Raw genomic sequence first — 15105 nt, 5'->3', positions numbered from 1 at the left:
ACTCTTAATCAGCGGGTCCACGGTTCGAGCCCGTGATCACCCACCATCGTCAGCCTTGAAAACCCTCAGTTTTCCCGGATTTCCGCCCCTGGCCGGGAGATCCATAGGCGCTTCGTGAGACTTCGCGTCCGATCAGGCGGAGTCATCCTCGCCGCACAGCGCCTGCATGCGCCGCAGATGGTCTTCCGGGCCGTCCTCGACACCCTCGTCCGGAACGCCGTCCGGCAGGACTTCGGTCGCCACCGTCGCGCTCTCGGTCAGGGTGCGATGCACCGGACAGCGGTCGGCGATCTCCAGCAACCGGCCCCGCTGTTCGTCATCCAGCCCGCCAACAAGGCCGATCCTGCGCGTGAAATGGTCCGGCGCCGACGCCGTCTTGGCCACATGCCCGACCTCGACGATCACCCGCTCCAGCGGCCAGCCCTTGCGCTCGGCGTAGAGGCGGCAGGTCATCGCCGTACAGGCCCCAAGCCCGGCCCCCAGCAGATCATAGGGCGTCGGTCCCGAGCCGAGGCCGCCGACGCTGGCCGGCTCGTCGGCGAGGAAACTGCCCGAGGCGGTCGTCACCCGCACCTGGAACCGGCCGCCGCCGGTCTCCTCGACCCGCAGGCCCTGCATCGGCGCCGCCGCCTCGGTCAGATCGCCGACATAGCGCCCGGCCCAGGCCGCGATCACCGCTGCCGCATAATCCGCATCGGCCTCCCGGGTCAGCAGGTGGTCAGCGTCGTCCAGCGAGACGAAGCTCTTGGGATGCCGCGCCGCCTGGAAGATGCCGGACGCATTGTCGATCCCGACGATCTCGTCGACCGGCGAATGCAGCACCAGCAGGGCCCGCTTCAGCCCCTCGATCCGGGCCCGCTGGTTGTGCGAGCGGATGTCCTCGACGAAGCCGGCGCCCAGCTGGAAATCCCGCCCGGCGATCGACACCGGCACGCGCCGCCCGTGCGTCACGTCGTCCAGCTGGTCGCCGACATGGGCCAGCACATGCTCGGCGTCGAACGGCGTCCCGATCACGGCCACGGCCGCGACCGACCCGATCGCCCCGGCCGCCGCCAGCACCGCCGCCCCGCCGAAGCTGTGGCCGATCAGCAGCCGCGGCGTCCGCCCCGTCGCCGCCATCGCCCGGGCGGCGCAGACCACGTCCTGGACATCGCCCGACAGCCCCTCGCCGAACCGGCCCTCGCTCTCGCCCAGGCCGGTGAAGTCGAAGCGCAGCACGCCGACGCCCTCCGCCGCCAGCGCCCGGCTGACCCGCGTCGCCGCCAGCGAGGTCTTGTCGCAGGTGAAACAGTGGGCGAACACCGCCCAGGCCCGCACCGGCCCCGGCCCGGTCTCCAGCACCCCCGTCAGCCGCCGTCCGGCCGGGTTGGAGAAGTCGAAATCCACGGCCGTCATGTTCAGCGATACTCCGGGTTCGGCTGGTCGAAACGCTCGCCCTGATCCCACGCCGGTCGCAGATTGCCCCAGGCCGGCACCCCGCCGGCGTCCTTCAGCATCCGCGCCATATGCATCAGGTTCCACGCCATGAAGGTGGTGTTGCGCCGGGTGAAGTCGTTGTCGAGCCCGACCGTCCCGTCGTCGCCGTACGAGGGGCCCGGCCCCGCCTCCCCGACCCAGCCGGCGTCGGCCTGCGGCGGGATGACATAGCCGAGATGCTGCAGCGAATAGAGCAGGTTCATGGCGCAGTGTTTGACGCCGTCCTCATTGCCGGTGACGATGCAGCCGCCGACCCGACCATAGTAGGCCGACTGCCCCCGGTCGTTCAGCTCGCCGGAATAGCCGTACAGCCGCTCGATCACCCGGGTGCAGACCGACGACTTGTCGCCCAGCCAGATCGGCGTGCCGATGACGAGGATGTCGGCGGCCATCACCTGCGCCTGCACCGCGGGCCAGCCGTCGCTGTCCCAGCCATGCTCCGTCATGTCCGGCTGGACCCCGGGCGGAATGTCCAGATCGGCGGCGCGGATCGTCGTCGTCCGGACGCCCTGTGTCGCCATGACGTCCACGGCGACGTCCATCAGCGTCTGGGTGTGCGACGGTTCGCTGGACCGCTTCAGGCTGGAGTTGATGAACAGGGCCGTGAGGTCGGCATGGTCGGTCATGGGAATCGGTCCTTCGCGGGGGCCGCAGCGCGCTCGGGCGCCGAGGGGCCGGGACCGGGGAACGCATCAACCGCCGCCGGGTCGCGCGCGACCTCAGCCCCGGCTGGCCGCCAGTCGCGGCGCGCCGTTCATCCACGGCGGCTGCGGCATGGCCCGGCGCGCCGCGCTCTGGGCCCGGGTCCACTGCTCGTGCAGGTCGGTGAAATAGGCGTCGTCCGCCTCGATCCGCCGCACGTCGCCGCTCAGGAAGCCGCGCCGCAGCGTCAGCATGTCGAACGGCGCCCCGACCGCCACGTTCGACCGCATCGTCGTCGAGAAGGAGATCAGCCCCAGCTTGACCGCCTCCGCCAGCGGCGTGTCGTACGCCAGCCCGCTCTCGAGGATCGGCTTGCCGTATTTCAGCTCGCCGATCTGCAGATAGGGGGTGTCGCGGCCGATCTCGATGAAATTGCCCTGGCTGTAGATCAGGTACAGCCCCATCTGGCCGCCCGCGACCTGCCCGCCCAGCAGCATGCTGGCCGAGACATTGAGACTGTCCGCCTCCATCGCCGGGGCGATCGACAGCCGCGTCTCGCGCAGGGCGTGGCCCAGCAGTTGGGCGCAGCGGAACAGGCTCGGCGCCGTCTCCAGCGTCTCGGGCGTCTCGCCGACGTGCAGATTGACCCCCTCCGCCACCATGGCCAGGGCGGTCTGGGTCACCGACAGATTGCCGGCGGTGCAGACGCCCAGCACCCGGTCGCCGGGGCGGTCGACGACATGCAGCTTGCGGTAGGACGAGATATTGTCGACGCCGGCATTGGTCCGGGTGTCGGCGATCATCGCCAGACCCTCCTCGACCAGCATGCCCACACAGTAGGTCATGGGATGCGTCGCTCCCGACTGACGTCCGTCATCCGGTCAGGGTAACAGATTCCCGTGTCCGTCGACCCCGCCCTCATGCCTGTTGCTGACTCTGTTGCATGTCGGCATCACGCACGGTCAGCCTGACCGCCAGCCGCTCGCCGCCGCCGCCATAGCTGGCCCCGCGCACCGGGGCGGCGCCCAGATAGTCCAGGCCGGTCGCCACCCGCACATAGCGCTCGGTCGGACAGACCCCGTTGGCCGGATCGAAACCGACCCAGCCCAGCCCCTCGACCCAGCCCTCGGCCCAGGCGTGGGCGGCATCCTGGTCCTCGGTGTCCCGCCGCAGCAGATGGCCCGAGACATAGCGCGCCGGCACCCCCATCTGCCGGGCGCAGGCAATGAAGACGTGGGCGTGGTCCTGACAGACGCCCCGGCCGAGGGCCAGCACCTCGGCGGCGGTGTGGGTCGGCGTCGTCACCCCGACCTCGAAGGCGACCGAGCCGTGGATCGCCGCCGTCAGCCGGTGCAGCCGCTCCAACGGCGGATGGGCCGAGAATTCCGACGCGAACACCGAGATCAGCCGGTCCCGCTTCGTCAGGGCCGTGTCGCGCAGGAACACCAGCGGCGACAGCGTCTCCTGATCCGGCGGCACGACCCCGGCGGTGTCGCTGGTGATCACCTCGCCCGACACCCGCACCGTCAGGCTGGCCGTCGGCTGCTCGGTGTAGAGGGTGTGCACGACATTGCCGAACGAGTCCTCCGAACGGCGCAGCCGGGCGTCGACGTCGGTCTCGACCTGCCAGCGCCGGACCTGCTGGCCCTCGCTGGAGCGCGGCGTCATGCGCAGGGTCTGGATGATGAAGCGCGCGGCCCGGTCATAGGCGTAGGTCGTGGCGTGATCGATCTGGATGCGCACGGATCAGCTCAGATACTGTTCGTGGATGGCCTGACCCAGCCGCCCGTTCTCGGCGAGGAAGGCCTGGATGTATTCGTGCAGACCGGACTGGAAGATGGCCTCGATGCGCGAATTGTCGAACGACCGCATCCGGTCGGCCGCCAGCCGCTGGGCCGGACCGCGCCGGCCGTAGTCGCTGGCCAGCCGCTCCAGATAGCGCACGATCGAGGCCTGGCAGCTGGCCAGCGAGCGCGGCATCTGCCGGTTCAGCACCAGCAGGTCGGCCACCAGCCACGGCTTGACGCTGTCGCGATAGACCCAGCGATAGGCGGTCAGGGCCGAGACCTCGCGCAACAGGGTGGTCCACTGGAAATAGTCCAGCTGACCCCCGACCCGCTCGCCCTCGGGCAGCAGCAGATGATATTTGACGTCCAGCAGCCGCGCCGTGTTGTCGGCCCGCTCGATCGCCGCGCCGAGGCGCAGGAAATAATAGCCGTCGTTGCGCAGCATGGTCCGCGAGGTCGCGCCCTCGACCGCCAGGGTCATCGCCTTCACCCACTCCAGAAAGCGCGTGAAATCGTCCCGCCGCGTCGGCTGGCCCTGCTCCTCCAGCCCGTTCCACGCGCCGTTGATCGCTTCCCACAGTTCAATGGTCAGGGCGGTGCGGACCGACCGGGCGTTGGTCCGCGCCCGGGTGATGCAGGCGGCGATCGAGGACGGGTTCTCCGGCGCGAAGGCCAGATATTCGCGCACCGACTTCTCGGTCGGCGAGCGGCCCAGCGCCTTGGGCACGCTGGCGCAGGCGAGGGCGCTGGCCCACACCGTCTCGGCGTCGCCGTCGCCGCGCGTCGGAATGGCCGCCAGCCGGATCGTCGCCTCCAGAATGCGCGCAAGGAAGTCCGCCCGCTCGATATAGCGGCCGGTCCAGTACAGGGCGTCTGCGGTGCGGCTCAGCATTTCTCCTCCCCCTTCTGGGGGAGGGGGACCAGCCGAAGGCTGGTGGGGGGGGCAGACCGTGCGCTGACCTCAAACATCCAGCACCCAGGTGTCCTTGGTTCCGCCGCCCTGGCTGGAGTTGACCACCAGCGAGCCCGGCTTCAGCGCCACCCGCGTCAGCCCGCCCGGCGCCACCTTGACCCCGTCGGGGCTGGACAGCACGAACGGCCGCAGATCGACGTGACGCGGCGACAGTTCGCCATTCTTGTCCAGCGTCGGGGCCGTCGACAGATCCAGTGTCGGCTGGGCGATGAAGTCGTCGGGATCGTTGACCAGCCGCTTGCGGAACGCCTCGACCTCGACCTTCGACGCCGCCGGCCCGACCAGCATGCCATACCCGCCCGAGCCGCCGACCTCCTTGACCACCAGCTCTTCCAGATGCGCCAGCACGTACTTCAAGGCCTCGGGCTCGCGGCAGCGCCAGGTCGGCACATTCTTCAGTATCGGCTCCTCGCCGGTGAAGAAGCGGATGATTTCCGGCATATAGGTATAGACCGCCTTGTCGTCGGCCACGCCCGTGCCGACGGCGTTGGCCAGGGTCACCGTGCCCGCCTGATAGGCCGTCATCAGCCCCGGCACGCCCAGCGCCGTGTCCGGCCGGAAGGTCAGGGGATCGAGGAAGTCGTCGTCGATGCGGCGGTAGACGACATCGACCCGCTGGCGCCCCTCGGTGGTGCGCATGAAGACATGGCCGTCGTCGACGAACAGGTCGCGCCCCTCGACCAGTTCGACGCCCAGCTTGTCGGCGAGGAAGCTGTGCTCATAGTAGGCCGAGTTGAACGGCCCCGGGGTCAGCACCACGATGGTCGGATCGGCCCCCGCCGCCTCCGGCGCGCAGGCCCGCAGGCTGGCCAGCAGCATGTCGGCGTAGGGCTCGACCGGCCGCACCGGATAGTCGGCGAACAGGTCCGGGAACAACCGCATCATCATCTCGCGGTTCTCCAGCATGTAGGAGACCCCGGAGGGGGTGCGGCAATTGTCTTCCAGCACATAGAAGCCGTCGTCGCCGGTGCGCACCAGATCGACGCCGGCGATATGCACCCAGACGCCGCGCGGCGGCCGCCGCCCCTGCATCTCGGGCGCGTAGTGGGGGTTGGTCAGCACCAGCTCGGCCGGCAGCACCCCCGCCTTCAGACACTCCTGCCGCCCGTAGATGTCGGCGAGGAACAGGTTAATGGCGGTGACGCGCTGAACCAGCCCGGCCTCCAGCCCGGCCCATTCGGCCGCGCCGATGATGCGCGGCACGACATCGAACGGGATCAGCCGCTCGCTCGATTCCGCGTCGCCATAGACGGCGAAGGTGATGCCCATGCGGCGAAAGAACAGCTCGGCCTGGCGCGACCGCGATTGCAGCAGGCCCTCGGGCGCCTCGGCCAGCCAGCGCGCCAGCCCCCGATAGCTTTCCCGCACGTCCGACCCGTAGGCCGGTCCGTCACCTGACATTTCGTCGAAGGCCATGCCGCTCCCGCTGCAACCAGCCACGAACGTGGCCCGATACGCTACGCGCACGCAACAGGAATGTTGCAGCGCCGCGAAGGTCACGGTCGCTGCCGCGCATGATCCGGACCGGGCGGATGCAGGGCGCGCATTTCATGCGTCTGCGGACCAGTCGTCGCCAGATCGACATCGCAGCTTCACACGGCGGTGGCGATCCCGTCGCCAGACCGGCACGAACGCCCGCTACGCCGCATCCACCAACCGTCGGGGGCTGCCATGATTCACCGTATCGAAAATTCGTCCTTCCTGCTGGGCGTCAGCAGCCTCGCGCTGGCCTGCGGCCTGGCCGGCGGGGCCCTCGCCCAGGACGCCGAACCGACGTCCGTCGACGACGTCATCGTCACGGCCCAGCTGCGCGAGCAGGATCCGATCGAGGTTCCCTTCGCCCTGACCGCCTATTCCGGCCAGTTCCTGGAAGACCTCGGCGTCGAGGAGTTCGACGCCCTGTCGGCCTTCGTGCCCGGCTTCCTGGTGCAGAACCAGTCGCCCAACAACCCCGGCTTCGTGATGCGCGGCATCACCTCGGACTCCGGCGCGGCCACGGCCGAACCGCGGGTCTCGGTCTATCAGGACGGGGTGTCGATCTCGAAATCGCGCGGTTCCTACGTCGAGCTGTTCGACATCGAGCGGGTCGAAATCGCCAAGGGCCCGCAGTCGACCCTCTACGGCCGCGGCGCCCTGATCGGCGCCGTCAATATCGTGCAGAACCGCGCCATCCCGGGCGAGACCGCCGCCGACGCCGGCGCCTCGGTCGGCAGCGACGCCTACTACGCCGTCGAAGGCATGCTCAACCTGCCGCTGGGCGATGACGCCGGCCTGCGCCTCGCCACGCGCCTGAAGACGCGCGACGGCTATGTCGACAACCTGCTGGGCGGCGAGGACTACAACGCCATCGAAACCCGCGCCGTCCGCCTGTCCGGCGCCTGGGAGCCGTCGGAGGCCGTGCGCCTCGATCTGATCGCCAACTACCAGCAGGACGAGGCCTCGGGCACGCCGTTCAAATCGATCGCCTATGATCCGGCCGACCCGGTGACCGGCGCGGTCCTCGGCGAGCGCGCTCCGTGGGAGGGCGCGGCCCTGACGCCGGGCGCGGCCTTCGACGGCGGCAAGACGCTCGGTCTGGAGCGCGAGGTCTGGGGCGTGACAGGCCTCGCCCGGATCGAGCTGTCCCCCGCCTGGTCGCTGAACTCGACCACCGCCTACCGCCAGTTCGACAGCTACGAGACCTTCGACCCCGACGGCGTCTCCCTGCCGATCCTGACCGCCGCCGAGGACGCCTACGGCGAACAGTGGAGCCAGGAGCTGCGCCTGAATTTCGACAACGGCGGCAAGATCACCGCTTTCGTCGGCGCCGGCTGGTTCCACGAGGACGGCTACCAGCGCGCCCCGACCCAGTATGACGAGCGGATCGCCCTCGCCCAGCTGATGGCCGGGATCAGCCCCGCCACCGGCAGCCTGCTGGACGGGCAGGCCGGCGTCATCGGCGCCAACACCCTGCCCCAGGCCGCCTATCCCGCTGTGGCCCAGCAGGTTCTGACCGGCATCCTGACCAGCCTGCTACCCGTAGCGGCGCAGCCGCTGGCCCCGGCCCTGGCTCCCGGCATCGTCGCCAATCTGAAGTCGAACCACATCGAGGAATCGACCAACGCCAGCGAGCTGACCTCTTACGACGTGTTCGGTGACGTCACCTTCCGGCCTAACGATCGGTGGGAGTTCGCCGCCGGCCTGCGCTGGACCAGCGATGAAAAGACCACCGGCTACGCCGCCAGCGTCTCCAACGGCCGCTCGGCCCTGGGCGCCCTGCTCGCCATTCAGACCGGCGCCATTCCGCCGGCCGATGCCGCCGCCTTCATCCTGACCCCGCTCGGCCAACCCGGCCTGTTGGTCCAGCCCGGCTTCGCCACCCGCCCAGGCCTGCCGCTGTTCGCGCTCCAGTCCCAGCCCACCGCCAACAACGGCGACTTCGTCTATTCGGACCATGAGGACGACGGCCTGACCTGGCGCCTGACGTCGCGCTACGCCGTCTCGGACGACGCCAGCGTGTACGCCAACTACGCCCGCGGCCGCCGGCCCGAGGTGATCAGCGTCTCCGGCCCGTCGGCCCCCTTCGGCGCCCCGACCTTCTCGGTGGTCGAGGCCGAAACCGTCGACAGCTTCGAGTTCGGCGCCAAGACCGCCATGATGGACGGCCGCCTGCGGCTGGACGGCGCGGTGTTCCACTACGCCTACGAAAACTTCCAGACGACAGAGCAGGACGGCATCGACTTCATCACCATCAACGCCGGCGAGGCCAGGGCCTATGGCTTCGAAGGCCAGGTCTTCTACCAGGCCGCCTCGGACTTCGACCTGTTCGCTACCTACGGCTACAACCACTCGCGTTTCGAAACCGGCGCGCGCGAGGGCAACAGCTTCCGCCTCTCGCCCGACCACATGGCCTCCGTCGGCGCGATCTGGCGCATCGCGGCGGGCGACGGCGCCATCGCGATCCAGCCGACGTACACCTGGCAGTCCAAGGTCTTCTTCGACGACGACAACGACCGCACCGACCTGCAGGCGCGCAATCTCGTTCCGGATCTGATCGTCGACGAGTTCCAGGACAGCTACGGCCTGCTGAACCTTCGCGTCCGCTACGAGCCGAACTCGGCCAACTGGGCGTTCGAAGTCTTCGCTGACAACCTGCTGGACGAGGAATACATCAAGGACGCCGGCAACACCGGCGACGCCCTCGGCATGCCGACCTTCATCGCCGGCCGTCCGGCCAGCCTCGGCGCGTCCTTCAGCCTGCGCTACTAGGAGCCACTGCGATGACCCTGCACCGCCGCGACCTTTTCGGGCTGTTCGGCGCCGGCGCGGCGGGGGCGGCCCTGCCCGCCGCCGCCCGCACCGTCCCGTCCGTCGCCTTCGCCCACGGCGTCGCCTCCGGCGATCCCCAAGCCGAGGGCGTGGTGATCTGGACCCGGGTCACCCCGGCCGATCCGGCGGTCCGGTCGGTGCGGGTCGACTGGTCGGTCTGGCGCGACGGCGAGGCGACTTCCGACGCTTCGGGCACGGTCGAGACCGGCCCCGACCGCGACTTCACCGTCAAGGTCCCGGTCGCCGGCCTGCAGCCGGGCGTCGAATACCGCTACGCCTTCACCGCCGGCGAGACCCGCTCGCCGCAGGGCCGCACCCGCACCCTGCCGGCCGGCCCGACCCCGGAGGTCGTGCTCGCCGTGGCCTCGTGCCAGCTCCATCCCGGCGGCCTGTTCAACGCCTGGGACGCGGTGTCGAAGCTGGAGCGGCTCGACGCCGTCGTCCATCTCGGCGACTACATCTATGAATATGGCGCCGGGCCCGACGCCTACGGCATGGCCTCCGGCGCCCCGCTGGGCCGCATCCCCGAGCCGGCGCACGAGATCGTCTCCCTGGCCGACTACCGCCAGCGTCACGCCCAGTACAAGTCCGACCCCGACCTGCAGGCGGCCCACGCCCGCGCCCCCTTCATCTGCGTCTGGGACGACCACGAGGTCGCCAATGATGCCTGGACCGCCGGCGCGGAGAACCACACCCCCGCCGCCGAAGGCGACTACGTCACCCGCAAGGCCGCGGCGCTCAAGGCCTGGTTCGAATGGATGCCGATCCGCGAACCGGCCGCCGGCCTGACCCGCGAAGCCATCCAGCGCAGCTTCGACTTCGGCGATCTGGCCAGCCTGCTGATGGTCGAGACCCGCCTGCTCGCCCGCGGCGAACAGCTGCGCTACGAAGCCGACATGCCGATGGCCGACGGCCGCCCCGACGTCGCCGCCTTCCAGATGAAGCGCAACGACCCGGCCCGCGACCTGCTGGGCGACGCCCAGCGCGACTGGATCAAATCGACCCTCCAGGCCTCGCGCGCCGCCGGCAAGCCGTGGCAGATCGTCGGCAACCAGGTGGTCATGGCCCGCGTCCAGGGCCCCGACGTCACCAAGATGGCCAATCCGCTGCAGATCGCCGCCCTGCTGGCCACCCTTCCCGGCCCGATCCGCGCCCGCATCCGCCAGTCGATCGAGCTGTTCAAACTGGGCGTGCCGTTCAATCTCGACAGCTGGGACGGCTACCCCGCCGGCCGCGAACGCCTGTACGCCGCCTTCGCCGAGGCCGGGGTCCAGCCCATCGTCCTCGCCGGTGACAGCCACGCCTTCTGGGTCGACGACCTCAAGGACGCCGCCGGCGCCCGCCGCGGCGTCGAGTTCGGAACCAGCGCCATCTCCAGCCCCTCGCCCGGCGACGCCGTGCCGCGCCTGCCGCTGGGCGCCGCCCTGATGCAGGCCAATGACGAGGTCGTCTTCTGCGACCAGTCGGCCAAGGGCTATGTCCTGCTGACCCTGACCCCGGACCAGGCGAAGGCCGAGCTGCGCACCGTCTCGACCCTGTTCGCCAAACCCTATGAGGCCGGCGTGCTCAAGACCTTCACCGTCGCCCGCACCGCCGACGGCCTGGGCGAGCTGGTCGAGGCCTAACCCGCCGGCGGCGCTTCATCGGCCGGCGGCTGGCCGATGAAGCGCGCCCGCCGCGCCGCGTCCCACACCTCGCGCAGGCCCCGCCGCGGCTGGTCGACGGCGAACACCGACAGCTGCGCCGCCCAGACCTCCGACAGCTGACGCACCGTCTCCGGGATCCAGCCCGGCGGCTGCTGCCGCGCCCAGTTCAGCGGCGACACGGCGTTGAACACCAGCAGGAACGCCGCCGCCGTCATCACCGTCCGGCTGGTCCAGCGCCGGTCGCGCGCCGCAACGCCCTCGTCGTCCAGCGGCGGAGCCGGCGGAAAGGCGAACCGGCCCAGCGCCGCCAAGGCGTTCTCGCGCGTCGGCAGGTCGTGGGCGTCGGCGCTCTCGATCCAGTCGCTGGGCGGATCGGCCTGCGCCGGCGCGGGCGCCGCCACGCTCTCGGCCAGCGGCGGGAACGGCGAGTCCGGCGCGCGCAGCGGGAACGGCTCCAGCGGGATCGGCGGCTCGTCGCGATAGTTGGTCATGCCGCCTCCAACCTAGAATTGGAAATAGATGAAGGGCGCCACGCCCTCGGGCCGCACCGCCTCGACCAGCAGTATGGCCGCCCCGACCAGCAGGCCAAGCGTCAGCGACGGCGCCGCCTTGAGCCGCTCGGCCACGCCCTCGATGGCGCGCGGCGGCAGCCAGTGCATCGCCAGCCCACCGACGATCAGCGTCAGCAGCAGCGGCGTCAGCATGACCACCGGCCCGACCCGCCCCAGGCCCTGCAGCATCTGCATCGCCAGGTCGAAACTCTCGGCCCGGAACAGGATCCAGCCGAGGCAGACGATGTGGAAGGTCGCCACCACCCCGACCACCGTCGGGATCACCTTACGATCACCCAGCGCCGCGCGACCGAGCCGCTCGATCACCTGCACCCCACCGTGAAGCGCGCCCCAAGCGAGGAAGGTCAGCGCCGCCCCGTGCCACAGCCCGCCCAGCACCATGGTGATGAAGACGTTGATGCAGCTGGAGACCAGCCCCTTCCGCCCGCCCCCCAGCGGCACATACAGGTAGTCCCGCAGCCAGCTGGACAGGCTGATATGCCAGCGCCGCCAGAAGGCCTGCATCGAACTGGCCCGGTATGGCTGGTCGAAATTGCGCGGGAAGGAATAGCCCAGCAGCGCCGCCAGCCCGATGGCCATGTCGGAATAGGCCGAGAAGTCGCAATAGATCTGGACCGCATAGCCATAGACCGCCGCCGCGATGTCCACCGCCCCATAGGCGGTCGGATCGAAGAACACCGGATCGACCAGGTTCACCGAGATCTCCGAAGCGATCACCGTCTTCTTGAACAGGCCCCAGACGATCAGCAGAAGGCCGTGCGTCGCCATCTCCCGCGTCAGCCGCGGCGTCCGCTCGAACTGTGGCAGCAGGTCCGAGGCGCGCACGATCGGTCCGGCCACCAGATGCGGGAAGAAGCTCATCAGCAGCATGACGTCGAGCAGGCTCCTGGCCGGCGGCGTCTTCCCGCGATGCACGTCGACGACATAGGAAATGCCCTGGAAGGTGAAGAAGGAAATCCCCACCGGCAGCACGATCTGCAGCAGCGGCAGATCCCGCTCCCAGCCGAACCGCGCCAGCAGCTCGCCGGCCTCCTCGACAAAGAAGCCGTAGTATTTGAAGAAGCCGAGGATCAGCAGATTGACCGCCACGCCCAGCCCGACCAGCCAGCCGGTCCGTTCGCCGCGCTCCCGCGACCGCGCGATCAGCGCCGCCACGCCCCAGTTCAGCACCGCCGAGGCGATCAGCAGGCCGACGAAACGCCAGTCCCACTGGGCGTAGAAGAACCAGCTGGCCAGCAGCAGGAACAGCTTGCGCCGCCCGTTCTCGCGATCCAGCGACCAGGCGGTGAAATAGACGACCAGAAAGAAGACGCCGAACGCCAGGGTGGGGAACAGCATCTAGTCCGCGCCCCCCGGCTCGACCGTGGCCCGCGCCGCCTTCCAGACCTCATAGGCGGCCAGCAGATCACCGGCCATCACGCCGCCGATCCACTCGGCCCCGGCGCCGGTGAAATGCACCCGGTCTCCGCGCATATAGGGCTCGGCCCGCAGGGCCAGCCGGTCCGCCGAACAGTCGCCCCCCATCCGCCCATGCCAGTCCCAGAACGCCACACCCATGTCGGCGGCGACCCGCCGCTGCACGTCCCGGACCACCGCCAGCGACGGCGGCGGCGCGCGCTGCCCGTCGGCGCTGCACCCGCCGGCCACGCCGATGCGCAGCGCGTCCGGCGCGCCGAGGATCAGGATCGAGGCCCGGGGCGTCAGCGCCCGCAGCCGGGACACCTCGTCCCGCAGCGTCGTCTCATAGGCGGCCCCGTCCAGCCCGTCCTCGAACCCCTCGTTGGTCCCGAAGGCCAGAACGACCAGATCGGCGGCCCACGGCGCCAACCCGCCCGGCGCCCCCGCGTCGCGCCATGCCTGCAGGTCGCGCAGGGTCGCGCCGACCTCGCCGTAGTCGAACAGCAGGACGCCCGGCTGTGACTCGTCCTGCCCGGCATAGCCGAACCGTCCCTGCAGCCGGGCCCGCACCGCGCCGGTGATGCGCCCGCCCGCCGTATGGCTGTCCCCGAGCTGATGGATCCGCACCGCCGGGACCGGACCGCCCGCCTCGGTCAAGGCCAGCCGGCCGAACACCTGCGCCAACGCCTCCGGCTGGCACAGCCCGCCGGCGCAGACCGACACCCCCGGAGCCACCCGCTCCAGCGCCAGATAGGGGACTTCCTGCGCGGCGGCGGGCTCGGCCGACAGCATGGCGGCGAGCGCCAGCCATGCCAGACCCGATCCGGTTGACTCTCCCCCCACTCCGCTCATCCCCGCGAAGGCGGGGACCCGGTGCTTTGGGTGATGGAGGCGGGCCGGGAAACGAGCCCACGATTGTCCTGAGGCTCCGGCGTCCCGCCGGAAAGAACTGGATCCCCGCCTTCGCGGGGATGAGCGGCCGGGGGGGAGGCCAGAAGCCCCGCATCCCGCTTCAACCGGTCCGCCACCGGCGCGCTGAGCCGCAGATAGCCGGCCATCGACATATGGATCCCGTCATTGGCCCGCATCAGCACCTTGCGGCCGCCGCCATTGGCCAGATAGGCCTCATAGCCGCCCTCCCCGTTCGAGGTCAGCGACGTTGTCTCCAGAAACGGCACGCCCAGCGCCTGCATCCGCGTCTCGATCACCCCGTTGATCAGCGCCATCCGCCCGTCGAACCGGGCGCTCTTCATGCGCGGCAGGCCGACCCAGTAGACCGCCACGTCGCGGCCGCGCAGCATGGCGACCAGATTGTCGATGCGCGTCGCATAGGCGGCCTTCCAGCCCTCGGTGCCGAAGTCGTGGATGACGCCGTCCAGGCTGATGCCCTGGGCGTCATTGGCGCCGAACAGGATCACCGCCACATCGATCGGCGTCGCCTCGATCTGACGCTGCGTCTTGGCCTGGATGTCGACGTAGTCGTAGCGCGACAGGCCGGTCGAGACCTCGGAGAATTTCGTCACCGTGACCTTCGGCTGGTCGCGCAGGTCGCGGTACAGGCCGGTGTAAAGGCCGTCGGCCATGGAGTCGCCGAACACCCCGATGCGCAGCGGCCCCCGCGTCAGCCGCGCCGCCAGCGGGGTCACAGGCGCGACCGGCGGCGGGGCGGCGACCACGGCGACGGGCGCGGCTTCCGGAACGGGCGCGGAGGGGGCCGAGGCGTTGGCGCGATCGCCCAGCATCATCGTCGGATGGCGCAGCCACTGGCGCCCGTCCGGCGTCAGCAGCAGGCCGGCCAGCACGCCGATCGCGAAGATCGCCGTCATAGCGTTGAAGCCAGCCCGCACCTCGTCCCCCCGAACGTGAATCCGCCAAGACGCCTCTTTTACCCTATCGCCCGCCCCTGACTATCGCCCGCCCGCCCCACGCGAAGAAAAAGGTTAACGGGGCTGCGGTGACCTCACCTCCCCATTCGCGTAGGCGAATGGGGAGGACAGATCGGCGCGTCAGCGACGATCAGGAGGGGGCGGCGCAGGCGGAAAGGGAGTCCGGCGCGAACCACATCGGCCGGCGCCGCCCCCTCCGGGTCGCTGCTTCGCATCGACCGTCCTCCCCATCGGCCTTCGCCGACGGGGAGGTGAGGCCGTGACGCTGTGCCTACAATCCGCGAAATTATAGTCTGGTTATCAAAATATTCCCCAGCACAATCAGCCACATAACCTTTTCTCAAACCGTTTTGTCTGTACTAGGGCCGGCCTCCCTTACAATGCCCTTCATCCCGTCGCGGGGGAGGGCGTCTGGCG

Annotated in this window: 12 protein-coding genes; 2 read left to right on the top strand and 10 right to left on the bottom strand. The window is 70.0% G+C overall.

Going from position 1 to position 15105, the window contains the following annotated elements:
- Nucleotides 1–132: 132 nt before the first annotated feature.
- The 6 genes from ACK4JY_RS14560 to ACK4JY_RS14535 all read right to left on the bottom strand — a co-directional run bounded on the left by ACK4JY_RS14560 (nt 133) and on the right by ACK4JY_RS14535 (nt 6294).
- Entirely contained in the window at nt 133–1395 is a 1263-nt protein-coding gene (locus tag ACK4JY_RS14560) for an alpha/beta fold hydrolase (protein ID WP_409606829.1), read from the bottom strand.
- A 2-nt stretch (nt 1396–1397) separates the two neighbouring features.
- Nucleotides 1398–2102 carry a flavodoxin family protein gene (locus ACK4JY_RS14555; protein ID WP_409606828.1) on the bottom strand — a complete coding sequence of 235 codons (705 nt, stop codon included), beginning with the start codon at nt 2100–2102 and terminating at the stop codon, nt 1398–1400.
- Between the two features lie 93 nt (nt 2103–2195).
- Nucleotides 2196–2963 carry a peptidase gene (locus ACK4JY_RS14550; RefSeq protein WP_409606827.1) on the bottom strand — a complete coding sequence of 256 codons (768 nt, stop codon included), beginning with the start codon at nt 2961–2963 and terminating at the stop codon, nt 2196–2198.
- A gap of 73 nt (nt 2964–3036) precedes the next feature.
- Nucleotides 3037–3861 carry a transglutaminase domain-containing protein gene (locus tag ACK4JY_RS14545; protein ID WP_409606826.1) on the bottom strand — a complete coding sequence of 275 codons (825 nt, stop codon included), beginning with the start codon at nt 3859–3861 and terminating at the stop codon, nt 3037–3039.
- Between the two features lie 3 nt (nt 3862–3864).
- Nucleotides 3865–4797 (bottom strand): alpha-E domain-containing protein, encoded by a 933-nt coding sequence (locus ACK4JY_RS14540; protein WP_409606825.1) that lies wholly within the window; start codon nt 4795–4797, stop codon nt 3865–3867.
- A 69-nt stretch (nt 4798–4866) separates the two neighbouring features.
- Nucleotides 4867–6294 (bottom strand): circularly permuted type 2 ATP-grasp protein, encoded by a 1428-nt coding sequence (locus ACK4JY_RS14535; RefSeq protein ID WP_409606824.1) that lies wholly within the window; start codon nt 6292–6294, stop codon nt 4867–4869.
- Nucleotides 6295–6549: 255 nt separating this feature from the next.
- On the opposite strand from ACK4JY_RS14535, the gene ACK4JY_RS14530 reads away from it, so the two are divergent.
- Both ACK4JY_RS14530 and ACK4JY_RS14525 read left to right on the top strand, forming a co-directional pair.
- Nucleotides 6550–9126, top strand: coding sequence for a TonB-dependent receptor (locus tag ACK4JY_RS14530; protein ID WP_409606823.1), 2577 nt, complete (start codon nt 6550–6552; stop codon nt 9124–9126).
- 11 nt (nt 9127–9137) lie between these two features.
- A complete protein-coding gene (locus ACK4JY_RS14525) occupies nt 9138–10811 on the top strand; it encodes an alkaline phosphatase D family protein (protein WP_409606822.1) in 1674 nt (557 codons plus the stop codon).
- Here ACK4JY_RS14525 and ACK4JY_RS14520 read toward each other — a convergent pair.
- Genes ACK4JY_RS14520 through ACK4JY_RS14505 form a run of 4 tightly spaced genes read right to left on the bottom strand, consistent with a single transcriptional unit; the run spans nt 10808 to nt 14628 of the window.
- Nucleotides 10808–11323 carry a hypothetical protein gene (locus ACK4JY_RS14520; RefSeq protein ID WP_409606821.1) on the bottom strand — a complete coding sequence of 172 codons (516 nt, stop codon included), beginning with the start codon at nt 11321–11323 and terminating at the stop codon, nt 10808–10810. The genes ACK4JY_RS14525 and ACK4JY_RS14520 overlap by 4 nt on opposite strands.
- Nucleotides 11324–11335: 12 nt before the next feature.
- Nucleotides 11336–12742, bottom strand: a complete 1407-nt coding sequence (locus ACK4JY_RS14515) for an MBOAT family O-acyltransferase (protein WP_409606820.1) — start codon at nt 12740–12742, stop codon at nt 11336–11338.
- Nucleotides 12743–13645: a GDSL-type esterase/lipase family protein gene (locus ACK4JY_RS14510; protein ID WP_409606819.1), complete on the bottom strand. Its 903-nt coding sequence runs from the start codon at nt 13643–13645 to the stop codon at nt 12743–12745.
- 5 nt (nt 13646–13650) lie between these two features.
- Nucleotides 13651–14628: a DUF459 domain-containing protein gene (locus tag ACK4JY_RS14505; RefSeq protein WP_409606818.1), complete on the bottom strand. Its 978-nt coding sequence runs from the start codon at nt 14626–14628 to the stop codon at nt 13651–13653.
- Between the last annotated feature and the right edge of the window lie 477 nt (nt 14629–15105).

It is taken from the genome of Brevundimonas sp. (assembly GCF_046295595.1).
Lineage (GTDB): Bacteria > Pseudomonadota > Alphaproteobacteria > Caulobacterales > Caulobacteraceae > Brevundimonas.
Note: the sequence above shows the minus strand (reverse complement) of the source record. Positions and strands in the feature narration are given on the sequence as shown.